21 protein-coding genes are annotated in these 23,675 nt (G+C 34.0%); 16 read left to right on the top strand and 5 right to left on the bottom strand.

Features of this window, described 5'->3' with window-relative positions:
• Window positions 1–352: 352 nt before the first annotated feature.
• The 4 genes from HNP25_RS18510 to HNP25_RS18495 all read right to left on the bottom strand — a co-directional run bounded on the left by HNP25_RS18510 (window position 353) and on the right by HNP25_RS18495 (window position 3,386).
• Entirely contained in the window at window positions 353–1,177 is an 825-nt protein-coding gene (locus tag HNP25_RS18510; RefSeq protein WP_184136667.1) for an anti-sigma factor, read from the bottom strand.
• 82 nt (window positions 1,178–1,259) lie between these two features.
• On the bottom strand, window positions 1,260–1,847 hold the full coding sequence (locus tag HNP25_RS18505; RefSeq protein ID WP_184136665.1) for an RNA polymerase sigma factor: 588 nt from the start codon (window positions 1,845–1,847) through the stop codon (window positions 1,260–1,262).
• Window positions 1,848–2,266: 419 nt separating this feature from the next.
• Window positions 2,267–2,818, bottom strand: coding sequence for a fasciclin domain-containing protein (locus HNP25_RS18500; protein WP_184136663.1), 552 nt, complete (start codon window positions 2,816–2,818; stop codon window positions 2,267–2,269).
• Window positions 2,819–2,954: 136 nt separating this feature from the next.
• Window positions 2,955–3,386, bottom strand: a complete 432-nt coding sequence (locus tag HNP25_RS18495; RefSeq protein ID WP_184136661.1) for a DUF1573 domain-containing protein — start codon at window positions 3,384–3,386, stop codon at window positions 2,955–2,957.
• Window positions 3,387–3,690: 304 nt separating this feature from the next.
• Here HNP25_RS18495 and HNP25_RS18490 point away from each other — a divergent pair, with 304 nt between their 5' ends.
• From HNP25_RS18490 to ftsA, 3 genes are all read left to right on the top strand, one after another.
• Window positions 3,691–6,102: an alpha-ketoacid dehydrogenase subunit alpha/beta gene (locus HNP25_RS18490; protein WP_409012532.1), complete on the top strand. Its 2,412-nt coding sequence runs from the start codon at window positions 3,691–3,693 to the stop codon at window positions 6,100–6,102.
• Window positions 6,103–6,315: 213 nt separating this feature from the next.
• Complete coding sequence (locus tag HNP25_RS18485) at window positions 6,316–7,104, top strand: cell division protein FtsQ/DivIB (RefSeq protein ID WP_184136658.1); 789 nt, start codon at window positions 6,316–6,318, stop codon at window positions 7,102–7,104.
• A 132-nt stretch (window positions 7,105–7,236) separates the two neighbouring features.
• Complete coding sequence (ftsA, locus tag HNP25_RS18480; protein ID WP_184136656.1) at window positions 7,237–8,613, top strand: cell division protein FtsA; 1,377 nt, start codon at window positions 7,237–7,239, stop codon at window positions 8,611–8,613.
• A 50-nt stretch (window positions 8,614–8,663) separates the two neighbouring features.
• Here ftsA and HNP25_RS18475 read toward each other — a convergent pair whose 3' ends face one another.
• On the bottom strand, window positions 8,664–9,083 hold the full coding sequence (locus HNP25_RS18475; RefSeq protein WP_184136654.1) for a nucleoside-diphosphate kinase: 420 nt from the start codon (window positions 9,081–9,083) through the stop codon (window positions 8,664–8,666).
• A 226-nt stretch (window positions 9,084–9,309) separates the two neighbouring features.
• Between HNP25_RS18475 and HNP25_RS18470 the strand changes: the two genes are divergently transcribed.
• The 13 genes from HNP25_RS18470 to HNP25_RS18410 all read left to right on the top strand — a co-directional run bounded on the left by HNP25_RS18470 (window position 9,310) and on the right by HNP25_RS18410 (window position 23,503).
• Window positions 9,310–10,335 (top strand): DHH family phosphoesterase, encoded by a 1,026-nt coding sequence (locus HNP25_RS18470; RefSeq protein ID WP_184136652.1) that lies wholly within the window; start codon window positions 9,310–9,312, stop codon window positions 10,333–10,335.
• A gap of 147 nt (window positions 10,336–10,482) precedes the next feature.
• Window positions 10,483–11,349, top strand: coding sequence for an FKBP-type peptidyl-prolyl cis-trans isomerase (locus HNP25_RS18465; protein ID WP_184136650.1), 867 nt, complete (start codon window positions 10,483–10,485; stop codon window positions 11,347–11,349).
• A gap of 246 nt (window positions 11,350–11,595) precedes the next feature.
• Window positions 11,596–12,489 carry an FKBP-type peptidyl-prolyl cis-trans isomerase gene (locus HNP25_RS18460; RefSeq protein WP_184136648.1) on the top strand — a complete coding sequence of 298 codons (894 nt, stop codon included), beginning with the start codon at window positions 11,596–11,598 and terminating at the stop codon, window positions 12,487–12,489.
• Between the two features lie 16 nt (window positions 12,490–12,505).
• Window positions 12,506–13,381, top strand: coding sequence for an FKBP-type peptidyl-prolyl cis-trans isomerase (locus HNP25_RS18455; RefSeq protein ID WP_184136646.1), 876 nt, complete (start codon window positions 12,506–12,508; stop codon window positions 13,379–13,381).
• Between the two features lie 62 nt (window positions 13,382–13,443).
• A complete protein-coding gene (locus HNP25_RS18450; RefSeq protein WP_184136644.1) occupies window positions 13,444–14,016 on the top strand; it encodes a non-canonical purine NTP diphosphatase in 573 nt (190 codons plus the stop codon).
• Window positions 14,017–14,248: 232 nt separating this feature from the next.
• Window positions 14,249–16,801: a DUF5686 and carboxypeptidase-like regulatory domain-containing protein gene (locus HNP25_RS18445; protein ID WP_184136642.1), complete on the top strand. Its 2,553-nt coding sequence runs from the start codon at window positions 14,249–14,251 to the stop codon at window positions 16,799–16,801.
• A gap of 767 nt (window positions 16,802–17,568) precedes the next feature.
• A complete protein-coding gene (locus tag HNP25_RS18440; RefSeq protein ID WP_184136640.1) occupies window positions 17,569–18,372 on the top strand; it encodes a sensor histidine kinase in 804 nt (267 codons plus the stop codon).
• Entirely contained in the window at window positions 18,369–19,160 is a 792-nt protein-coding gene (locus HNP25_RS18435; RefSeq protein ID WP_184136638.1) for a LytR/AlgR family response regulator transcription factor, read from the top strand. Before HNP25_RS18440 ends, HNP25_RS18435 begins: the two co-directional genes overlap by 4 nt.
• 284 nt (window positions 19,161–19,444) lie before the next feature.
• Window positions 19,445–20,095, top strand: coding sequence for a glycerol-3-phosphate 1-O-acyltransferase PlsY (gene plsY, locus HNP25_RS18430; RefSeq protein ID WP_184136636.1), 651 nt, complete (start codon window positions 19,445–19,447; stop codon window positions 20,093–20,095).
• A gap of 81 nt (window positions 20,096–20,176) precedes the next feature.
• On the top strand, window positions 20,177–21,571 hold the full coding sequence (locus tag HNP25_RS18425; protein ID WP_310587184.1) for a dipeptidase: 1,395 nt from the start codon (window positions 20,177–20,179) through the stop codon (window positions 21,569–21,571).
• Window positions 21,572–21,779: 208 nt separating this feature from the next.
• Window positions 21,780–22,610, top strand: a complete 831-nt coding sequence (murQ, locus tag HNP25_RS18420; RefSeq protein ID WP_184136632.1) for an N-acetylmuramic acid 6-phosphate etherase — start codon at window positions 21,780–21,782, stop codon at window positions 22,608–22,610.
• A 178-nt stretch (window positions 22,611–22,788) separates the two neighbouring features.
• Window positions 22,789–23,103, top strand: a complete 315-nt coding sequence (locus HNP25_RS18415) for a c-type cytochrome (RefSeq protein WP_310587183.1) — start codon at window positions 22,789–22,791, stop codon at window positions 23,101–23,103.
• Between the two features lie 109 nt (window positions 23,104–23,212).
• A complete protein-coding gene (locus tag HNP25_RS18410; protein WP_184136628.1) occupies window positions 23,213–23,503 on the top strand; it encodes a hypothetical protein in 291 nt (96 codons plus the stop codon).
• The last annotated feature ends 172 nt before the right edge of the window (window positions 23,504–23,675 follow it).

Raw genomic sequence — 23,675 nt, 5'->3', positions numbered from 1 at the left:
ATAGGCTAATGTGTTGATTTTTAGTATTTTATGTATTTTATGGATGAGGATGTAAAATAACGATTGGAAAGAAATTGGAAAAGCTCTTTAAGATTGACTTGTAATATTTTGATTATTAGATAGTTATATTTTTATTTCATCCACAGGAGAGGGAGCAAAAAGCCTTAAATCATACGATTTAAGGCTTTTTTGTTGGTGAAAATTTGAATTCTACTGCACTGCTGGTTTTCTGGTATAAAATCATAGATTAGTTATTGATATTTTATAGAAAAGCCTCACAAATTGACGATTATCAGTTTGTGAGGCTTTTCTGTTTTCTATAATATTCACAGAGAAGATAAAAGCATAATTACTACACCGCTCCCATTACACAAATAGCACCTTTAGGACCTGCTTCTGTAGTACTTCCACCAGTAGTTTCTAATGAAATGGCGAAAGCGACAGCATTTGAGAAAGATTTCATTTTCAAAATACTTGCATTGCCTTCAATCATCCCTGCATCTACAGGCTTGCCATCAACAATTGCCCAAAGTTGATATTGTTTACCAGAAGGCACACTTGGTAAATTCAGGCCTGATAAATATACAGCTTCACTAGTTTTGTCGAAATAAACCAGAGCCTTCGCATTTGGAAAATCAGGTTGTCCTGCCAGAGGAATTACTTTTACATTCGGGTTTTGAAGAATGGCTATTTCTTCTTGATAATTAGCTTTTAGGGTTTGTCCTTCTTGGGCTAAAATTTGATTCTGAGTTTCCAAAGCAAGTAATTTGCCCTCAGATTTTTGCCAATTACTAAAGAACCAAACGTTCCCTGCAATACTCAAAGCCAAAAGCACCCACGAAGCTGCCATTCGCCAAGTATTAGTTGCTTTGAGCGGCTTGATATTACTTTCAGGTTTGGAGGCTGTTGGTATTTCCAACGTTTGCCATCCTGTATTTTCAGTATTTGTATATTCTTTTTTAATGGCTTCCATCACTCTATCCTTGAGAGCAACTGGAGGTTCCTGTTGAAATTGAAGTGCATAATTTTCAAGCGTACCCTGTAAAGCCATCAGTTCCATCTGAATGGCAGGATACTCTTCTGCAAGGCGTTCTACCTCTGCGGTTTCCGCAGCATTGGTAGCTCCTAGCAAGTAGCTCTCCAAAATACCAGATTCTATGTATTCTTGAATGTTCATTTGTATAAACGTTAATCGTGGTTGATGTTTGTGAAAGAATGATATTTGATTTGCTTGAATTGAGCAATCATCAATCGTTCAATTACAAATCAAAAAATCCAGAGAGGAAAATCAATCCGAATTCAACAAAATATTGCCTTAGTTGAACAATAGCAGATTTTACTCTTGTCTTGACCGTCCCTAATGGAATACCAAATTCTTCAGCAACTTCCGCTTGTGTGTAACCTTTGAAATAAAGTAAATCAATAATTTGCTGATGTTCTGGACGAAGGTTTTCTATTACCTTTTTTACGCCGATGGCATCAATATCAAACTGACTTCCTCCTTGGCTATCGATGAAATTTACATGGTCATCAAGGTCGTGATTTTTCTGAGAATTCTGGAATTCTTGTGAACGAATTCTATCAATGGCTGTATTTCTTGCCACGTTTAGAATCCAAGTAAATAATGTACCTTTTGTGCGATTATAGCCTTCTATATTTCGCCAAATCTTCACAAAGGAGTCTTGCATGACATCAGCAGCGACTTCTTCTGAACGAACAATTTTCAGAATAACCCCATAAAGTGCTGAGGAATAATTATCATACAAGATGGAGAACCCTCGCTCATCCTTACTTTGCAATAAGGACACGAGTGCTTCTTCAGCTATAATGGTTTTGCGTTTAGACATGAGTGTTTTCTTCTCAATGAATGTAAGATGATGAATGAATAACTTTTTTTACAACGCCAAAAGCAACGTTATGTTTAAACAAGTTTTTTCATATTTTACCTTCTTGTTAAAGGGCTTAATAAAGATAATGGGATAATTTAAATAATCTATAATTGAAAATAATATGTGTTTATAAAATTGAGGAGAAGGAGGTTTAACAATATATTGTTTATAAATAAGGAAGTATTAAAGAGATTTTATTGTACAGAAATTTATGATAAAGTTATTTGCTGGAGATGGCGAGGTAATATAAGTATTGAAAACTAAGGACTTTCCAACAAAGAGAAAGCCCTTTGTACATTACCCATTATTAAACCACACCTGTCTATTAGGCGTGAAGGAAGTATTGATAACTAACTTCATACCCCTATTTCTGTGAATTACATTTTAGGTAATACCACGGCATCCAATACATGAATTACGCCGTTTGATTGATAAACATCATAAGTACTGATGTTTGACGTTCCACCATTTTCATCTTTCAGCATGATGTTGTGTGAACCATTCATCATTGCATATAATTTGCCACCACTTACAGTGTTTAATGTAGCAGTTCCGTTACCCGCTTTGATGGCTTTTGAAATAGCATCGAAATCTAATTTACCTGCTACAACATGATACGTTAAAACTTTGGCTAAGGTTGCCTTGTTCTCAGGTTTTAATAAAGTTTCAACAGTACCCGCTGGAAGATTTTCAAAAGCATCGTTTACAGGAGCAAAGACTGTGAAAGGACCTTTTGTTTGTAAAGTACTTACTAAATCAGCTGCTTTTACAGCGGCTACTAAAGTAGTGTGAGCCTTAGAGTTAACGGCGTTTTCAACAATGTTTTTTGCAGGAAACATTGCTTCATTTCCTACAGTTACTGTTTGTGCATTACTTGTAAATGCCATAGCACAAAATGCTAATCCCAATCCTAATATTACCTTTTTCATTTTATTTGATTGTTTAAATATCGTTTCAAACAGATTTACGGAAGTAATAAAGTTTTGGATTGTTGATATTGATAAAAAACAAAAAAAGGCGTAAACATTACTGCCTACGCCTTTCTTTAAATTACTTCAAGAAATATTACTTCGTTGATTTTTTCTTTGCTGGAGCTTTCGCTGGAGCAGGAGCTTCAATAACAGTACCTTTTGGAACAACTTCTCCTTTGAATGATAATACAATTTGTGGCGTTTCAGCATTACTGATTACAGTAACTGTTTTTGAAAAACCACCTGGGCGACCAGCCGAACTAAATGCTGCCGTTACTTTACCAGTTTTTCCTGGCATTACAGGTTCTTTCGTCCAGTCAGGAGTAGTACAACCACATGAAGGCGAAGCATTTGAAATAACAACTGGTGCAGTACCAGTATTTGTAAATTCAAAAACGTGAGTTGCCACAACACCTTCTTCTATTTTACCAAAATCATGAGATTCTGATTTGAATTTAATTACTCCTTGAGCATTTGCAAAAGAAGCAACAAATACCAATGCGAAAACGAAAAATAACTTTTTCATACTAGATTTAATTGTTTTGTTTTAATGATGTTTAAGATAATTGTAAAAATATTATAACCTGAACAAAGTTTTAAACGATGTCTTAAAATTAAAATTTCGTTTAATTTAATAAAAAATACCCTTAATTCACAAAACAAAAGTAAAGTCTTGTAGATGCTTCGCAAAATGTTTCATAGGTTTTAACAAATCATTAACAAGAGCAGAATTTCTTTGCTTCCAAAATCTATATTTGCTACCCTAATTAATTTTTGTTATTTTTGGTACTGAAACTTATATTTTATTGTTCATTTATACCCCTCTCATTATCTTGGAAAACACACTTCTGTCAGAAACTATTGTATTCACCAAAGAATCAGTCTTGACTGATTACCGGGTTGCTCGCATGAGTCGTGAGTGTAGCCTTCTTGTAAGGAAAGAAGTTTTTGCAGGTCGTGCTAAGTTTGGAATTTACGGAGACGGAAAAGAACTCTGCCAACTTGCTTTGGCAAGAGCTATGAAAGCAGGAGATTTTATTTCAGGATATTATCGAGATCAAACTATTGTTGCAGCAGTCGGTGATATGACTTGGACACAGTACTTCTCCCAACTTTACGGACATCCAGATATTAATTTCGACCCACACACTGGTGGAAGAGCAATGAATAATCATCATGCTACTAGATGGTTGGACGAAGAAGGAGAATGGGTTGATCAAACAAAATTATTTAATTCTGCGGCTGGAGTATCTTCAACGGCTGGGCAAATGCCAAGAGCTGTGGGCTTAGCTTATTCTTCTAAATTATACAGACAGTTACCTAATCTTCAAGAAATTTCAGAAAAATTTACTCGTAATGGCAGAGAAGTATGTTTCTCTACCATTGGCGATGCTTCTACTTCAGAAGGGATGTTTCTGGAGTGTGTAAATGCTTCGGGTGTTTTACAAATTCCTTTGGTAATGTCTGTTTGGGATGATGGTTATGGCATTTCAGTTCCTTCAGAATACCAAACTACAAAATCTTCTATTTCAAAAGCTTTGGCAGGTTATCAAAGAAATGAAGATGGTGCTGGCATAGAAATTTTTACAGTAAAGGCATGGGATTATGTGGCTTTGATGGAAACTTACCAAAAAGCAGCAACTTTAGCTCGTGAGTATCATATTCCATCTTTAATTCACGTAGAAGAAGTAACACAACAGCAAGGACATTCAGCCTCGGGTTCACACGAAAGATATAAATCTTCGAAAAGATTACAATTTGAATTAGACTATGATTGTAATATAAAATTCAGAAATTGGATTTTAGCAGAAGATTTGGCTACTGAAGAAGAACTAAAAAGTATTGACGAAGAAGCTATCAAAGAAGCAAAGGCTTGTCAAAAAGCAGCTTGGAATGCTTATATGAGTTCAATCAAGCCAGAAAGAGAAGATTTACTTTCATTATTATATCAGGCAGCCGCTGAAACCGAGAATGGTGCAGAAGTAAAAAAAATAGCAGAAGAATTACGCAAAGCTGTAAATCCGATTCACCATGAAAATGTAGTAGCAGCGAGAAAAGTACTCAGAGCTTTACGATTTGAGGATTCTCCAGCCAAAAAAGGATTAAAAAAGTGGTTAGAGCAAACCGATGCAAGTAATGACCAAAGGTTTAATTCAAGTCAGTTTAGTATTTCAAAACATTCGCCTTTGAAAGTACAGGCTATTCAGCCAGAATACGATGCGAATTCACCATTAGTAGATGGTAGAGAAATATTAAATAAAAATTTCGACCATTTATTCAGTACAAATCCTAGAATTTTCATTTTAGGAGAAGATGTGGGGAAAATTGGGGATGTCAATCAAACATTAGCAGGTTTACAAGAAAAATTTGGGGAATTAAGAGTAACTGATACTGGAATCCGAGAAATGACGATTGTTGGTCAAGGAATTGGAGCAGCAATGAGAGGATTAAGACCAATTATTGAAATTCAATATTTAGATTATATATTTTACCCATTCGCTACTTTGTCGGATGATTTGGCTTGTTTACAATACAGAACGGTAGGCGGACAAAAAGCACCATTGATTGTCAGAACCAGAGGACATCGTTTAGAAGGAATTTGGCATTCAGGTTCACCAATGTCTGTTTTATTAGGTGGTTTAAAAGGAATTCATCTCTGCGTACCAAGAAATATGACGCAAGCCGCTGGAATGTACAATACTTTATTAAATTCCGACGACCCAGCTATTGTCATCGAATGCTTGAATGGTTATCGTTTAAAAGAAAAATTACCAACGAATTTACATGAAACAAGAGTAGCATTAGGAGTGCCAGAAGTAATCAGAGAAGGACGAGATATTACCATTGTTACCTATGGTTCAATGTGCAGAATTGTGATGGAAGCCGCTCGTCAATTAGAAAATATGGATATTTCGGTAGAAGTGATAGATGTACAAACACTAATGCCTTTTGATATTTCACATCTTATCGTAGAATCAATTAAAAAAACGAATAGAGTGATTTTTGCAGATGAAGATATGCCAGGAGGAGGTTCGGCATATATGATGCAACAAGTATTGGATGAACAAAATGCTTATCGGTATTTAGATGCCAAACCAGTTTGTATGGCAGCAGTGCCTCACCGCCCTGCTTATAGTTCTGATGGAGATTATTTTTCAAAACCAAATGTAGAGAATGTTGTAGATACCGCTTATGAACTGATGTCGGAATGCTATCCACTAAAGTTTCCTCCGATTTATTAGAAAAATGAGTCAATATTAAGTTTTTTATTTTTTCAGCCTTAAATATGTTGAGAATTGAAACTTTTTTGTTTTTTTGTGTACTTAATTGCCTTTTAATAAATAATGCTAAGGTTTTAAGTTATTTTATTTAATTTCGTATGGTTTTTTCAAACTTTTAGAAAGTTCATTAATATAATGAGTAATTTTATAGGTAGCTGAATAAGCTTTTTCAAATTGCTTGAAAACAATATCTTTAATTCAATTACATTGAACCCCTTACGAAAAATTAAGAAATGGATTTGGCCGACGGTACTAACTGTGGTTCTACTGTCGATTGTAATTTATGCTGAAAATGTTCATCATCATCAGAAATGTAAGAATATCAATGTAAACATTGAAGGTGCTAACGAAAGCCAATTAGTTACTCCTGATGAGATTTTAGCCATTGTTAGTCCAAATGTTGTTGATAGTCCAGAAGGAAAACCTTTTGACAAGATTGACTTTAAAAAGATTGAAAAAAGAGTTTGTTTAAATAAATTAGTAAAATCTTGTCAAGTTCATCGTGATTTAAGCGGAGAAATGACAATTGATATTGTAGAACACACACCACTCGCCCGAGTATTATATAATAAAAGTTCAGATAGTTACGTCACAGAGAAAGGCGATTTTATCGGTATTTCTCAGCACTTTACTCCCAGAGTTTTATTACTCTCGGGAAGGTATTTTGATAAAATACAGGATTTAAAAGAAGTGAAAAGTAAACCTGTTTTGGACTTAATCAATGCTATCAATGTCGATCCTTTTTGGAAAGCACAAATAACCCAACTAATCGTTGAGAAAGATGGGGGTATTACTATGGTGCCTGAGATAGGCAACCATGTAATTGAATTTGGCATGGGGATTGATATTGAATCTAAATTCAAGAAAATTAAATTTTTTTATAAAGATATTCTACCTGCTAAAGGCTGGGATACCTATCACAAAGTAAGTGTAAAATACAGAAACCAGATTATTTGTGAGTAAAGATGATGTTTCAATATAGACTTTATTAAACGGTAAACGATTATCCAATAAGAGTACTTATATTGGCGGTTTATTTTAATAATGTTGTATTTTTCAGATTCTTAATCCCAAGTTTCCTAAATTCTACCTTCCATGAATGAAATAATCGTTGGACTTGACATAGGCAGCAAGCAAGTAAGTGTAGTTGCTGGCAGACTTGACAGTTTTGGCAAGTTGGAGATTCTTGGTTTGGGTAAAGCCGATACCACAGGAAGAGTCTCTAAGGGTGTCGTTTTGAATGTCAATAAAACGATAGAAGCCGTTCAGTCTGCTATCGAGCAAGTTGAAAACCAAGCCAATATTCATATCAGAGGTGTTGTTGCTAGTATCGCTGGCCCGAATATTCGTAGTTTAAAACATAAGGCTGATATTACCAGACAAACTCGTGGAGAAGAAGTAACAGTTACGGACGTAGATCAAGTAGCTAATGATGCCCAGCGGACTTTCGTTTCGCAGGGTAATGCTATTGTGCACAATTTACCCCAGGAATATTCTGTAGATTCTGCGAATGGTATCCAAGAACCAGTAGGAATTAGTGGTTTGAAACTAAAAGGAGATTTTTTGATGATTGTTTCTCCACAAGCAGAATTAGACAAAACTAAAAGATGTATTGAACGCTCTAAAGATAAAATGGAGATTGAAGGCGGATTAGTGCACTCGCCTTTAGCCGCTTCTTTAGCCGTATTAACCGAACAAGAAAAGAAAACAGGCGTAGCCTTAGTAGATATTGGAAGTGGAATTACTGAAATTGTAATCTATTATAAGAATATTGTAAGACACGTAGCTGTATTACCATTTGCTGGAGATTCAATCACAACAGATATTGAACAAGGCTGTGGGGTTTCTATTGAACAAGCAGAACAATTGAAAGTAAGATTTGGCTCAGCTATTGCTGACGAAGTAGCTGTCGAAGAAGTTGTTTCCATTCCAAGTGCTAATGGACGTAAACCTAAAATTGTTTCTGTAAAAAATGTTGCAATCATCATTGAAGAGAGATTAAAAGAAATTGTAGCATTGGTTGTGGCTGAAATTACACGGTCTGGTTATTTGAATAGAATTAACTGCGGAATTGTGATTACTGGGGGAACTGCTCAAATGCCTTACATTGATCAACTTTTTGAAAGAGTAGCACAGAGAGATGTTAGAATTGGTTATCCAAACGAAAATTTAGGAAAAACATTTACAGAAGAAATTAAAAACCCTACTTATTCAACAGCTGTTGGATTGGTTTGGAGAGGCATCAGAGATATTGACGAGCGTGAAGAAGGTTATAAAATACTTAGAAAGGATGCTCCAGTAATTATACCAGTAGTACCTGTTAATACAACCATCAATAAAAATGGTAGAGAAAATACTAAGTCTGCTGAAACCAATGGAAAGAAAAGCAGTTTAGGATTCTTTGGAAAACTAAAGCAAGCAGCAAGTAGAATTATTGGGGAGGATTTAGGGGATAACGATAAATATGAGTAGTAGCATGGAATAAAACATATTACTACTCATATTGATGTATAACAGCATTATTAAAACTGCTCTACACCAGCAAAAAAGAAAAACCCTTCAATAGCTGCATTTTCATCAGAGTCAGAACCGTGAATTGCGTTAGCCTGTACCGATTTAGCGAAAACTTTACGAATTGTACCTTCAGCTGCCTGAGCTGGATTGGTTGCTCCGATTAATGTACGGAAATCCAGCACTGCATTCTCTTTCTCCAAAATCATTGGAATGATTGGTCCCGACGACATATAGTCGCATAATTCACCATAAAAAGGTCTTTCAGCGTGAACTGCATAAAATTCTCCAGCTCTTTCCTTGGTAAGTAGCGTTTTTTTAATGGCTACAATACGGAAACCCGCTTCTTCAATCATTTTAATAATTGCGCCAGAGTTACCTTCTGCTACTGCATCAGGCTTAATCATTGTAAAAGTTCTATTAGTTGCCATATTTTGAATTTATGAAATGTGTGGAATGTGATATTTCTATGTGCCAAATAGTTTTAAAGCTTATTGAAAAGCAATTAAACCCCTATTAAAATAGATAATTTATGTAAAATTACGACAAAGCTGTAAGGTTTTAGAAACCTAGCAGCTTTTTTTGTGGAGAATTCTCGCTAACTTTGCCATTCAAATTTAGAATAAAACATAATATCCTGATAATCAATCGTATATAATGCAAAATCTTGAAGCCTTTCGTGAGTTGATTAATACGCCCAAAAAAATTGTAATTACAACCCATTTTAAACCCGATGCCGATGCACTTGGGTCTGCATTAGGTTTAGCAGGATATTTAAGAAAAAAAGGACATCATATCACAGTTATTACTCCTTCTGATTATCCTAAATTCCTATTCTGGATGCCTAATAATGAGGAAGTTATTAATTATGAAGATTATAAATTAAGAGGCAAATCTAATAAATTAATAGCTGAGGCGGATATAATATTTTGTCTAGATTTTTCAGCATTGTCTCGTATTGAAGCAATGGCTGACCCTGTCAAACAATCGGATGCCATAAAAGTAATGATTGATCATCATACTTTTCCTGAAGATTTTGCACAGTTTTCTTATCATGATACCAAAGCGGCTGCTACAGCACAATTGATATTTCAATTAATAGTACTTTTAGGAGATGAATCTTTACTAGACGTCGCTATTTGTGAATGTTTATATGCTGGAATTATGACGGATACAGGTTCTTTCCGTCATCCAAGTACAACGCCAGCAGTACACAGAATTGTAGCTGATATTATGGAAATTGGCGTGAATACAAACCTGATTCATCGCCGAATTTATGATAGTACAACCGCTGAAAGATTGAATTTTTTAGGATATGTTCTTTCAGAAAAATTAGTCATTTTACCAGAATACAGAGTCGCTTATTTTACCGTTACAGAAGAAGAACTAAAACGTTTTAATTCGCAAACTGGCGATACTGAAGGAATTGTAAATTATGGTTTACAAATTGAAGGAGTAGTAATGTCAGTAATCATTGTTGACCGTCCGGAGGCAGTAAAAATGTCATTCCGTTCGGTAGAAGAATTTGCTGTGAATCAAATTGCTTCAAAATATTTCAGCGGAGGCGGACACAAAAATGCCTCTGGCGGTAAAACATCGGGTATTGGTTTAGAAGCAACCGTAGAAAAATTTATTGGTATTTTACCAGAGTATCAGGCAGAATTATTAGCAGTACCCATTTAAGTAAGAATTGTGAGTGATGAGTTTTGAGTCTAAAATATTGATATACATTACTTTAATTTATACACTAACTCGTTTATTTTAAACAGGGCTTAAATAATCGCTCATCGAGCAAAAAAACTAAAATAAAATCAATAAAATCAAACAAAAATGTTCAAAAGAATCAGTGTTGTATTGTTTGCTGCCAGTATGATGGTTGCATGTAACAAGAATCGTGTAGAAGTAAAAGAAGGTGTGAAAATCCAAATTCATAGCCACGACGACAAAGCAAGAAAATTAAAAGACGGAGATATTATTTCGTTTACTGCTAAAATTCAAAATTCTACAGACTCAGTACTTCAAGAGTCGCCAGCTTCACAACCAGCACGTGCTATGTTACAACCAGCTGGCTTATCAGGCTTCAAAGGTTCTTTTGAAGATGGCTTACGTTTACTTTCATTAGGAGATAGTGCAACAATTTATGTTCCAGTAGATTCTTTAGCAAAAGGTGGTCAGCAATTACCTCCATTTATCAAAAAAGGAACAGATTTAAAATACACAGTTAAGATTTTGAAAGTACAGTCGAAAGCTGAATTTGAAAAAGATATGGCTGCTGAACAAGCAAAAGCAAAAGCTGATGCTGAAGATCGTAAAACTAAATTGCCACAAATGATGGCTGATTATGTTAAAAAATCTGGCTTAACATTCAAAACTACTGCTTCTGGTTTACAATATGTAATCACGAAAGAAGGAACAGGCGAAACACCTAAAACTGGTGACGTTTGTAAATGTATGTATGTTGGTAAGTTTTTAGATGGAAAAGAGTTTGATAAAAGCCCAAGCCCATTAGATATGCCAATCGGAAGTATGATTCCAGGTTTCAATGAAGCATTATTGATGATGAAAAAAGGAGGGAAAGGTACTTTCTTGATTCCACCAACAATTGGCTATGGCGAGGCTGCTCAAGGACCAATTCCTGCCAACTCTGCTTTAGTTTTTGATGTTGAAGTGGTAGATTTCAAAAAAGGCGGACAATAGATTTCACAGAAGGTAAGTAAAGAAGACAGTAAAATGAAATATGTAAATCTTTTAGCCTAAAGGTTTTTAATTTATTTATTTCTAAGATTTTGTTGTACTTTTTTACTTACCTTTTTGGCTTTATGCCATTTTAACAGTTTTTAACGAATTTCCAACAATGGATTTCGTTATTTTGCGTTTCAAATAAGAGTTTAGTTTCGTTATGATTTTAACGAATAACTGATAATCAAATAACAGTCAGTAACGATGAAGTTCAAATTATTAAACTTTTTAGTGTTTGGGGCGGTAGTGAGTTTGCTCAGTTCATGTCTTTCTTCGGTTGTTTTGGAAGAAAATGTAATCGACCAACAAAACGAAACACAAATCCAGCAATATATCAGTAGTAAAAGCCTAACGATGCAAAAAGCTGGAAATGGGGTTTATTATACAATTACTCAGTCGAATGCGAATGGTCGCCAAATGATTTTAGGCGATACTATCCACTTGCATTATGTCATTACTAGGCTAGACGGTGTTAAAATCGATAGTTCATCTGTACTAACGAACAAGCCTTTTACGTTTTACCACAACGGAGTAAATACTAATATCTTTTTGAAATTCATTTCATTAATGCACGAAGGTGAAAAAGGTACTTTTATTTTACCTTCAAGATTAGTGGGTGGTGGTGTAGCTTTTCCTAATTTAGCCGCTAATCAACCTGTACGTTGTGATATATCTTATTTCCAAACTTCTGGAGAAGAAGCAGCCATTGACCGCTATATAAAAGAAAAGAACATTACAGTTACAGAAAAAACCACAGAAGGAGTACGATATATCAAAACAAGAGATGGTTCTGCGGATTTAATAGCAGGGAAAGTAGCAAAAATTAAATACACTGGTAAATTTTTGAATGGCGAAATCTTCGATACTAATCTAAATACAACAGATTCTTTAAGTTTAACAGTAGGTTCTACAGCAGCATCGTTTGTGACAGGTTTTATGATAGGTGCAAATAAAATGAAACTAGGCGAAAAAGCAACAATCATCTTTAGGTCTGCACTTGGTTATGGTGCAACCGGAGATTCAAGAGATGGCGGAAGAATTCCACCATACACACCACTTATTTTTGAATTAGAAATTGTAGCAATGAAGGATAAATAAAAATAAATACAAAACAATGAATAAAAGTATATTTTGGGTAATGTTATTTGGTGTTGTTGGGTTGCTAAGTTCATGTTCGAGTGGCCTTGAAGATACAAGTAAGCGATACATAGAGAATGAAAACAAAGTAATTCAATACGGTAAAGCTAATAATCTGACACTTACCAAGGAAGCCAATTCTGGAGCTTATTATACAGTAACTACTCCAAATGCTTCAGGCAGGAGTGCAAAAGAAACGGAATTAGTAAAGTTTTTTTATACATATAGAAAATTAGACGGAACATTACTTGATAGTACCACAACAGTACCGTTAGGTTTTACTTATTTTACTTATAATTCTATTTATAGCATTGCTGCTGCATTATTAAAAGAAGGTGAAAAAGGAATAATTATTTTTCCAGAAACAAGCCAATATACTGAACCTACAATCTTAAGTATTCAATTGATTTCAACTCGTAATGAAACGGAACAGATTGGTGAATTCGTTCAAAGTAAATTTGCAGGATTAAATGTTAATTCAACCAGTACAGGTTTACAATATGTAATTACGAAATCAAACTCTACTGGAGAATTGGTTAAAGCTGGACAAACTGTTACGGTAGCTTATACAGGAAATTTACTTTTTAAAACTCGAAAAAGAGACCTTAATGGTTTCTATATTTACAACGAACAATTTGATACAGGAAGTCTTAGTTTTGTAATAGGACAAGGTTCAGTGGTGCCAGGTTTTGAAGAAAGTGTTTCAAAACTAAAAGTAGGTGATAAAGGGAATTTTGTTTTTCCCTCTTCATTAGGTTATAGTAAAAATGGAAGCCTTAATAATTTAAACGTTTACGTAATTCCTCCATATTCACCATTAAATTTTGAAATAGAAGTAACTGCGGTTAAATAAATTTATATTTTCATTAAGAGCCTCCTCACGTAGAAATGAGGAGGTTTTTTATTTATTTTATCATGAAAAAACTATGTTTTGCAACGAACAATGCTCATAAAGTAGAAGAAGTTCAAGCGATTTTAGGACAACATTTTGAGTTATTGACGCTCAATCAAATTGGTTGTCAAGAAGAATTGCCTGAAACAGGAAATACCTTAGAAGCCAATTCTTTACAAAAAGCTCAATATCTTTTTGATCATTATCAGGTAGATTGTTTTGCAGATGATTCGGGTTTGGAAGTAACTGCATTGAACGGTGAACCAGGAGTATTTTCTGCTCGATATGCTGGAGAGCAAAGAAGCCATGCTGATAATATCGCTTTACTTTTAAAAAACTTATCAGGAGTAGAAGACCGTTCAGCTCAGTTCAGGACGGTTATTACACTGATTTTAGATGGGAAAGTAAATCAGTTTGAAGGGATTATTAAAGGTAAAATTATTGAAGAATTAAAAGGAAGCGAAGGCTTTGGGTATGACCCAATTTTTATGCCCGAAGGTTATGAAGTAACTTTTGCAGAAATGAGTATAGAGGAAAAAGGTGAAATTTCGCATCGTGCAAAAGCTGTTGAAAAATTAATTAGCTTTTTAAAATAAATATAAAAAGACAGTAAAATAGCCACAAGGTTAAGTGAAAAAAACTTAGCCTTGTGGCTATTTTACTTTATGGGTTGTAACGGATAAGATAATTGTTTTTTTTAAAGATTTATGCTTTAAATAGGGGTTTTGAATAGATGAAATGTCTGTATTATGCGAGCAAATTTGATATTGCCTCTAAATCATGTAAATTCGAGTATAAATGCTAATTTCTTTAACATTCACAAATAGAATGATTTACCCAAAAACTTTAAAACTGCTAATTGTTATAATCGTTGCTTTAGCTTACCAAAACGCCAATGCCCAATACACTATTACTGGAGTTGTAACTGATGCCAAAAATGGAGACCCTTTGCCTTTTGCAACAGTTGGCTTGAAAGGTATGAATGTAGGTGCACAAACAAATTTTGAAGGCATTTATGTTATCAAAACAAAAGTGCTTTCCGACTCCATTTATGTAAGTACTATTAATTATAAAAGGAGAATGAAAGTACTTGATAAAAAAATATTTACTCAAACGATAGACTTCCAATTACAAGGAGAAGCCAAATCTTTAGATGAAGTAGTGGTATATTCTGGTGAAAATCCTGCATTTAAAATTCTTAGAAAACTTAGTGAAAATAAAAACAAGAATGATAGAAAGCGACTGAATGCTTTTGAGTATAATTCTTATTCAAAAATGGAATTGGATGTGGATAACCTTTCTGAAAAATTTAAAGAAAGAAAGGTGATGAAGCAAATACAGGGAGCGATTGAAAAATTTGAAAAACTAGCAGGTGAAGACGGCAAAGCTGTAATTCCAACTTTTATTTCCGAAACGCTTTCAAAATATTACTTCCGTGAAAATCCTTCAAGAAAGAAAGAAATTATCTTGAAAAATAATATCAAAGGTGTTGGTGTAAAAGAAGGAGGTTTTGTCTCGCAACTTGTTGGAGGAAACATTTTTGCTAATTACAATTTCTACGATAATTATGTGCCATTTTTAGGCAAAGATATTATTTCTCCATTTGGTGATAATTGGAAAGGAACATACAAGTGGTTTTTGTCAGATACAACAAATGTTGACGGTCATATTTGTTACGGAATGGAATTTGACCCTAAAAATGATAAAGATTTAGTTTTTATAGGGAAAGCTTATATTGATACTACTTCGTATGCTTTAGTACAAATTGATGCTACTGTTGGAAAAGAGGCAAATATCAACTTTATTGACAAAATAAAAATATCTCAAGAATTAGAACAGACTTCTGAAGGAGCTTGGTTGCCATCAAAAACACGATTTTTAATTGATATTGCTGAATTAACTAAAAATTCGGCGGGGATGTTGTTGAAAATGTATATTTCAAATAAGGATTTTGTCGTAAATCAACCAAAAGAACTAAGCTTTTATGACTTACCGATTGAAGTAGCAGAAGATTCTAAAGAACCTGACCCTAAATTTTGGCTAGAAGCAAGACATGAATCACTTTCTGCACAAGATATTTTAGCTTCAAAACTAATTGATACTGTAAGGAATGTTCCAATCGTGAAAACTTATGTCGAAATCGCAGAAATTGTGGCAAGTGGCTATAAAAGATTCAATAAATTTGGAATAGGTCCCTACATTTCACTTTTATCTGTCAATAAAATTGAAGGAATCAGAACAAGATTGGGTTTTAAAACAAACTCAGATTTTAGCAAAGAATGGATTCTAAAAGGCTGGGCAGGATTTGGAACTAGAGATTTAACACTTAAATATGGCGGAGAAGTTGACTATATTATTTCACGCAGACATTGGACTGTCGCTGGAATAAAACACAGTTATGATTTAGAACGCATAGGATTGACACCAGAATTAATTGGCGACAATAAAATATTTTATGCTTTTACACGCTGGGGTGCATTTTCTGGTGCTTTCTACCGAAGAGAAAGTGAAGTATTCTATAAAACAGAACCTACAAAAGGTATCACTTTCACGAGTTCACTCACAACAAGAGGTTTTGACCCACTTTTTGAGTTTCAATACCGCACACATCCCGACCAAGGCAAACATTCACCAACGGTCGATCATTACGACGATACATTTTTTACGTTTGAAGCACGCTTCGCAAAGAATGAAACATTCTTAATGGATGGTAATGAACGCATAACGCTTGGAAGTAAACGTACTCCTACTGTTACGCTAACTTATCAACATGGAATGAAAGTCCTTAACGGAGATTTTCGTTATGATAAGTTTATGGCAAAAGTATTTCAATCGTTTCGTATTGGAACAATTGGTCGCTCAGATTATACTTTGCAGGCAGGCTATATTCCAACAGCTTTGCCAGCACCGCTTTTGTTCCCACATTTAGGGAACGAAACCTTTTTTTATAATCGTGCCGCATTTAATACAATGCACTATTTTGAATTTGTAAGTGATAAATACGTTTCGTTAAATTATAACCACAATTTTGATGGATTACTCTTTAACCGTATTCCTGCCATTCGTCAATTAAAATGGCGTTTGATTGCTTCTGCTAATGTACTTCTAGGAAGTCAGCGAGAAGAAAATAAAGAACTGATGCAAGAAGCGATACCAGTAATTAATCCAAAACATACTAAAGGAGAATTACAGCCAAGATATAGTTTTTCAGGACTAGACCCCAACAAACCTTATATTGAAGTTGGATACGGTATTGATAACATCTTTAAGATATTTAGGATTCAGGCATTTCATCGCCTTTCTTACCTAGATCATCTTTCACCATCAGGGAAAAGTCCAAGACCTTTTGCATTAAAAGCGTCTGTACATTTCTCTTTTTAAGACAAACTTACTAGTTTTACAAAAAGCTCCTACTTTACAGAATACATAGCTGTGAGGTGGGATTTTTTGTTAGTAAGTAACTATAATGGGTTGTATAATTATATTATAAATGTAACCATCGTATCAGCTGTAACTAAATTTGTTTTACCACTTTTAGGAGCATGAGCCTTTAAAGATAAACTTGAAACTGTTTTTTTCGAGATATTTAATTTACTGTTTTTCATTTTGTGAAATGTTTAAAATGTCTTTGATTAGAAATCAACTCTGTTTTGAGTTGTTTGATGGTTCAAAATTGCACAAAAAAATATCTTGTTAGAGGTGGTCGGTCTTAACCAAACTATTCTCAGTCTAAATAGTAATATTATAGATTTGAATAATAAATAATAAGTTGATAAGTTTTAATGTATTTGATGAAAAGTAAAGGATATTCGGGTTCATAATTTTTAAAATTTTATAAAATGAATGGGAGAAAAAAAATACACATAGTTGTTTGGGTTTTATATGTGATTTATTATCAGTTGAGTTATGTAATTGCATACAGAGAAAAGTATGAATTGGCTACTGGGTTAATAATCTTAATAAATTGTTCTTGTTGGATAATTATTTTCTATAATTGCTCATTATTTATTTTTCCGAAATTTTTAAAAACAAAAAGATATACTGCAACAACCTTTTTATGTGTAATAAATAGTTCAATAATTACAATTGTTAACCTTTATATAATAACTCTACTTTTTCCTGATTATCCAAGCGTTGCATTTGATGTATTGGAAGTAATTCGACATTTTTGGGGCTGTCAGATTTTTACTATTTACGCACTAGGCTATTATTTCGCACAAAAATCAATTAATCAACAAATTGAAATAGCAGCCAGAGATAGAGAAATTGCTGAACAAAAAATTGCCATTGCAGAAAAGGAGGCGAAAATTGCTAAACAAGAATTGGAAATAGCTATCTTAGCGAAAGAAAAAGCTTTGGCGGAAATGGCTTTTTTAAGAGCCCAAATTAATCCGCACTTTATGTACAATACCCTTAATATGATTTTTGAAAGGGTAAGAAAGGCTTCTCGTGAGGCTGGAGATATTGTTCTAGCTTTTGCTGAAATGTTACGTTATGCAACTAGTACAAAGTCGCAAGAAGATGAAGTAGATTTAGGGGGTGAATTAGATTTTGTAAAACAATATATTGAATTACATTTACAAAGATTTCATTATAAAGTTTATATCGACTTTGAAGAAGATGGCGATTTCTCTTACCACAGAATCGTTCCGATGGTCTTGATTACGATTGTAGAAAATGGTATCAAACACGGTTTTTTTGATGAGCCAGACATTGCCTTTAGAATCAGAGCAACTTTAATGGATGAAGTATTTGTATTTACGGCGACAAACAAGAAAAATCCATATCCTAATGCCATTGCGGATGCTGGACAGACTGGAATAGGAATAAAAAATATTAAAAAAAGACTTTTAACAACATATCCGGCCGAAGCGCATAGTTTAGAAATAATAGAAAGCGAAGAGGACTATACAGTAGTATTTACAGTAAATTTTAACCTTCTGAAGAAATGATTAATTGTGTTGTAGTAGATGATGAACAATCTGCATTAGATCTTGTGGTAGATTATATTAATGATACCCCGTTCCTTAATTTAGTGGCTGCGACAACCAACCCTATGGAAGCTGTTGGTATTATTCAATCTAGGGAGGTTGATTTGGTATTTGCAGATATTCAAATGCCAAGAATGAATGGCTTGAATTTGGTCAGTCTATTTGAAAATAAAGTAAAATTCGTGATGACGACTGGCTATCAGGAATATGCTTTGAAAAGCTTTGAATATGGTGTATTAGATTATCTGGTTAAACCATTTTCATATCAAAGATTCTTGAAGGCTGTCAATAAAATGCCTTTCAGTATGACTTTGGTTGATGACCCAACTAAATCAGTTGAGTCTGCTCCAGAGCCTCCTGTAAAAAGAGAAGAGTTTATTTTTGTAAAAGTAGATGTAAAAGGTAAATTTCATAAAGTACTCTACAAGGATGTTGTATATATGGAAGCTCAAAAAAGCTATGCTTCTATTTATACGAAAGAAGAACGTATTACGACCAATCTAACGCTTTCGGATTTAGAAAAACGTTTACCGCCAGACCGTTTTATGAGAATTCACCGTTCTTATATCATCTCAACGGAAAAAATCACAGGTATTGAAGGCGACGAAGTAATCCTTGATAAAGTAGTGAGAATTCCTGTTGGAGATACTTATGCAGATGAATTTACGAAAGCGATTGAAGGAAGTATTTACTATAAAGAAAAAGATAGTGCTACCTTGGTTTATAGAAAAATTGGTGGAGACAAATAATTAATAAATAGATATTTTATTATCATAAAGCCTTGGTAACTTCAATGTACCAAGGCTTTATGCTTTTTTATAAATGACTAAACTGTGCTATAGCTAATTCATGAAAGACCTTGAAGAACACAATAATCTTAACAGTTTTTCAAAAATAAAACATTTAAAAGAGCCAATTTGTACAATTTGAAGAACTTTTGGAGGCTTTCGTGTTTTAATAATTTTTGATTTATATTTGTTTTAGAGAAAAAAAATATAGCACTGTTTGCCTAACATTAATTAATTTTCAATCAATGTCAATTTTAGTACTTATAATTTCTTGCACAATTGCTGCATATTTACTTGGTTCAATTCCAACGGCAATTTGGTATGGTGAAGCTTATTTTGGTTTTGATATTCGTAAACATGGAAGTGGGAATGCAGGTGCTACCAATACTTTTAGAGTACTAGGAAAAAGAGCAGGGACAATCGTATTATTAATTGATGCCATCAAAGGCTGGATTGCAACATCTTTAGCTTTAATGATTTATTACGGGCATCTTATTGAATGGTCTGAGTGCCAAAATCTTAAACTACTTTTTGGTTTTGCAGCGGTTTTAGGTCATATCTTTCCAGTATTTTCTAATTTTAAAGGTGGCAAAGGAGTAGCAACTTTATTAGGAATGGTGATGTCAGTGCATCCAGAAGCAGCTTTAGTTTGCATGGTGATTTTCTTTTTAGTATTTATTTCATTTCATTATGTTTCATTAGGTGCTATCATCGCTTCGTTGTCGTTTCCTATTTTACTTTTATTAAAAACATTTGGAAAAGAAAACGATTTAGTAATCGTCTTCGGTTTTATTTTATTTTTACTTATCCTGATTACGCATCGTAAAAATGTAGTGAGATTGTTCAAAGGGCAAGAAAATAGAATTTACCTTCGTCCGAAGAAAGAATCCGTTTAAATCGTTAGAAGATATTATATTTGTACCTTCTGTCAGAAAATTGACGGAAGGTATTTTTTTGACTGAATATTGGAGCATCAAATACAAAATAAAGGCTCATCATTACACAATCACAACAACATGAAAAACTATATTGAAGCAAATAAAGAGCGTTTTTTAGCTGAATTACTTGATTTATTAAGAATTCCATCGATAAGTGCTGATAGCAAATACAAAGATGATGTCAGAGAAGCCGCCGAATTTATTGCTGAAAAAATTCAATCTGCTGGTGCAGATTTCGTAGAAATCTGTGAAACGGCTGGTTATCCAATTGTATTTGGACAAAAAATCATAGATGAATCTTTACCAACGGTTTTGGTGTATGGACATTACGATGTACAACCTGCTGATCCATTAAATCTTTGGGATTCTCCACCATTTGAGCCAGTTGTAAAAGACGAAAAAATTTATGCTCGTGGAGCTTGCGATGACAAAGGACAAGTATATATGCACATCAAAGCTTTTGAAACAATGATGGCTACAAATGCTTTACCATGTAATGTAAAGTTCATGATTGAAGGAGAAGAAGAAGTTGGGTCTGATAACTTGGGTACTTTTGTAAAAGCCAATAAACAAAGATTAACTGCTGATGTTATTTTGATTTCTGATACAGCAATTATTGCTAATGATATTCCTTCAATTGATGTTGGTTTAAGAGGGTTGAGCTATTTAGAAGTAGAAGTAACAGGTTCAAATAGAGATTTACACTCGGGTGTGTATGGTGGAGCAGTAGCAAATCCAATCAATGTGTTGAGTAAAATGATTGCTTCTTTACATGATGAAAATAACCATATTACCATTCCTACTTTTTATGATGATGTGGTTGAATTAACGCCTGCTCAGCGTGAAGCAATGGCACAAACGCCATTTGATTTAGAAGCTTATAAAAAAGATTTATCCATTGATGATGTAAGAGGAGAAGCTGGTTATTCAACTTTGGAAAGAGCATCTATTCGCCCGACTTTGGATGTAAATGGTATTTGGGGAGGTTATATCGGAGAAGGTGCAAAAACGGTATTGCCTTCAAAAGCTTCTGCAAAAATTTCAATGAGATTGGTGCCTAATCAGCAATCAGATAAAATTACAGAATTGTTTACAAAGCATTTTCAGTCAATTGCACCAGCAGGAGTAACAGTAACTGTTCGTCCACACCATGGTGGAGAACCTTATGTTACCCCAACTGATTCTAAAGAATACAGAGCGGCTGAAAAGGCAATGGAAGAAAGTTTTGGTAAAAAACCAGTACCTACTCGTGGTGGTGGAAGTATTCCAATTGTGGCTTTATTTGAAAAAGAATTAGGTTTAAAAACTGTATTAATGGGATTTGGTTTAGATTCAGACGCTATTCACTCGCCTAACGAACATTATGGTTTATTTAACTTTTATAAAGGAATAGAAACGATACCTTTATTTTTTAAGTATTATGCAGAATCATAAGGATTCAGTAAAATATTGCAGAGGTCTTTTGTTTTTATGGCAAAACCATTATAGTCAAGACAATACTGTGCTTAATTAAAAAGGCAAATTGTTATATTTGCAAAAAGATAGAAGCGTTGCTACGTAATAAAATATCTTAATACAAAGATTAAAGAGAGGTATAAGTGTTGATTTTTGCCCTTTCTGAAAGAATTGAATTATAATCATCATGACCGAAATTAATTTAGACGCTCTTACAACAGAAGAAACCTCACGGTATGACAACCTTGATGAAATGTCTATTCGTGAGATTTTAGAAGGTATTAATAATGAGGACAAAACAGTGCCTTATGCTGTAGAAAAAGCTATTCCACAAATAGAGAAACTAGTTGCAGAGATTGTTCCTAGAATGAAAAAAGGAGGAAGGCTTTTCTATATCGGTGCTGGAACGAGCGGACGTTTAGGAATCGTAGATGCCTCAGAATGCCCACCTACTTTTGGTGTACCTTTTGATTTAGTAATTGGACTAATTGCTGGAGGTGATGGTGCTATTCGTAAAGCAGTTGAAAATGCAGAAGATGATATTGAACAAGCTTGGAAAGATTTAGAAGCTTATGATATTCATGAACTAGATACAGTAATTGGTATAGCAGCTTCTGGAAGAACACCTTATGTTATTGGTGGTTTAAACAAAGCTCGTGAAAATGGATTATTGACAGGTTCTATTTCTTGTAATGAAGATAGTGAAATTTCAAAAGCTGCTGAATTTAAAATTGAAGCCATTTCAGGGCCAGAATTCGTAACGGGAAGTACTCGTATGAAATCAGGTACGGCTCAAAAGTTAATTCTAAACATGATTTCAACCTCTGTGATGATTCAATTGGGAAGAGTAAGAGGAAACAGAATGGTTGATATGCAACTGAGTAATCATAAATTGGTTGTCAGAGCAGAGAATATGGTCATGGAAGAATTAGGGATTACTCGTGACGAAGCCGAAAATTTATTACAAAAACACGGAAGTGTACGAGCTTCGGTAGATGCCTACAGAGCCAGCCATTAACATATCGTTAACAGCAAGTATTAAAACAAGCGACTATGTTTGTCGTTATAAGTGAAATTACTTAAACCATAAACAAGTCTTATTGCTAATTATAATTTTCCGAACAAATAAGATTTAATCAATATACCAGTAACCCTTTCTTTTCTTTATTATGAAAAAAACGATATTTAGCGCACTATTGCTTGCAGGTTTAGCAATTAATGCAAAAGCTCAGGATTTTCCAGAGGATATTAAACCACTTGTAACGAAGTACGCTTGTACTGCATGTCATAAAGTTGATGCTAGACTTGTTGGTCCTGCATATACTGATGTTGCAAAAAAGAAATATACTAACGAGAAAATCGTAGAATTAATCGGTGCTCCTAAGCCTTCTAACTGGCCAGGTTATCCTCCGATGGCTGCTTTAAAAGTACCTAAAGAAGACGCTTTGAAAATTGCAGGATGGATTAATTCTTTAGCTGGAAAATCAAAAGCAAAAGGTAAAAAGAGCTAATACTTTTTAACAATTTCAAAATACCTTGACATCTCCAACGAACTGTCAAGGTATTTTTTTTGTTCGCTCAATATTAGTAATTTTTAGCAGCACCACAATTTTTATTGATATGAACAAATACCAAACAACTGTATATTTTAGTGTAGATCAGGAATTCATGAAATTAATCCCTGAACATAGAAGTGTGATTAATGATTTAATTCTAAAAGGAGTAATAGATTCTTATGCTATCTCAGCTGAAGTAGGTCGTGGCTGGATAATTGTCAATGCTAAAAGTAAAGAAAGTGTTCACAAATATCTGGAACGGTCACCATTGTATAGCTACTTTGAATTAGAGATAGACCAATTGATGGTTTATGATTCTCAATCATATCGTTTTCCTAAAATGGTTATGAATTAGATAGAAACCTATCTGTCATAAAATCAAAAAGCCTTGAACGCTAGACGTTCAAGGCTTTTTGATTAATAAAAATATAATTAGGCTTCCCTTTATGAGTGTAATCTTTTAATAATCAATATATTACCAATAAAATAACCCCGAAAAAGTGTCAATACTGGCAAATTTCGGGGTT

The organism is Arcicella rosea, assembly GCF_014204325.1.
Classification (GTDB): Bacteria; Bacteroidota; Bacteroidia; order Cytophagales; family Spirosomataceae; genus Arcicella; species Arcicella rosea_A.
The sequence above is the reverse complement of the archived record's forward strand: the minus strand, read 5'-3'. Positions and strand labels throughout refer to the sequence as shown.

Excerpts from the sequence above, each read along its gene's own strand:
- HNP25_RS18510 (WP_184136667.1), bottom strand. The coding sequence starts at position 1,177 with ATGAACATTCAAGAATACATAGAATCTGGTATTTTGGAGAGCTACTTG.
- HNP25_RS18505 (WP_184136665.1), bottom strand. The coding sequence starts at position 1,847 with ATGTCTAAACGCAAAACCATTATAGCTGAAGAAGCACTCGTGTCCTTA.
- HNP25_RS18500 (WP_184136663.1), bottom strand. The coding sequence starts at position 2,818 with ATGAAAAAGGTAATATTAGGATTGGGATTAGCATTTTGTGCTATGGCA.
- HNP25_RS18495 (WP_184136661.1), bottom strand. The coding sequence starts at position 3,386 with ATGAAAAAGTTATTTTTCGTTTTCGCATTGGTATTTGTTGCTTCTTTT.
- ftsA (WP_184136656.1), top strand. The coding sequence starts at position 7,237 with ATGAATGAAATAATCGTTGGACTTGACATAGGCAGCAAGCAAGTAAGT.
- HNP25_RS18475 (WP_184136654.1), bottom strand. The coding sequence starts at position 9,083 with ATGGCAACTAATAGAACTTTTACAATGATTAAGCCTGATGCAGTAGCA.
- HNP25_RS18470 (WP_184136652.1), top strand. The coding sequence starts at position 9,310 with ATGCAAAATCTTGAAGCCTTTCGTGAGTTGATTAATACGCCCAAAAAA.
- HNP25_RS18465 (WP_184136650.1), top strand. The coding sequence starts at position 10,483 with ATGTTCAAAAGAATCAGTGTTGTATTGTTTGCTGCCAGTATGATGGTT.
- HNP25_RS18460 (WP_184136648.1), top strand. The coding sequence starts at position 11,596 with ATGAAGTTCAAATTATTAAACTTTTTAGTGTTTGGGGCGGTAGTGAGT.
- HNP25_RS18455 (WP_184136646.1), top strand. The coding sequence starts at position 12,506 with ATGAATAAAAGTATATTTTGGGTAATGTTATTTGGTGTTGTTGGGTTG.
- HNP25_RS18450 (WP_184136644.1), top strand. The coding sequence starts at position 13,444 with ATGAAAAAACTATGTTTTGCAACGAACAATGCTCATAAAGTAGAAGAA.
- HNP25_RS18445 (WP_184136642.1), top strand. The coding sequence starts at position 14,249 with ATGATTTACCCAAAAACTTTAAAACTGCTAATTGTTATAATCGTTGCT.
- HNP25_RS18435 (WP_184136638.1), top strand. The coding sequence starts at position 18,369 with ATGATTAATTGTGTTGTAGTAGATGATGAACAATCTGCATTAGATCTT.
- plsY (WP_184136636.1), top strand. The coding sequence starts at position 19,445 with ATGTCAATTTTAGTACTTATAATTTCTTGCACAATTGCTGCATATTTA.
- murQ (WP_184136632.1), top strand. The coding sequence starts at position 21,780 with ATGACCGAAATTAATTTAGACGCTCTTACAACAGAAGAAACCTCACGG.
- HNP25_RS18410 (WP_184136628.1), top strand. The coding sequence starts at position 23,213 with ATGAACAAATACCAAACAACTGTATATTTTAGTGTAGATCAGGAATTC.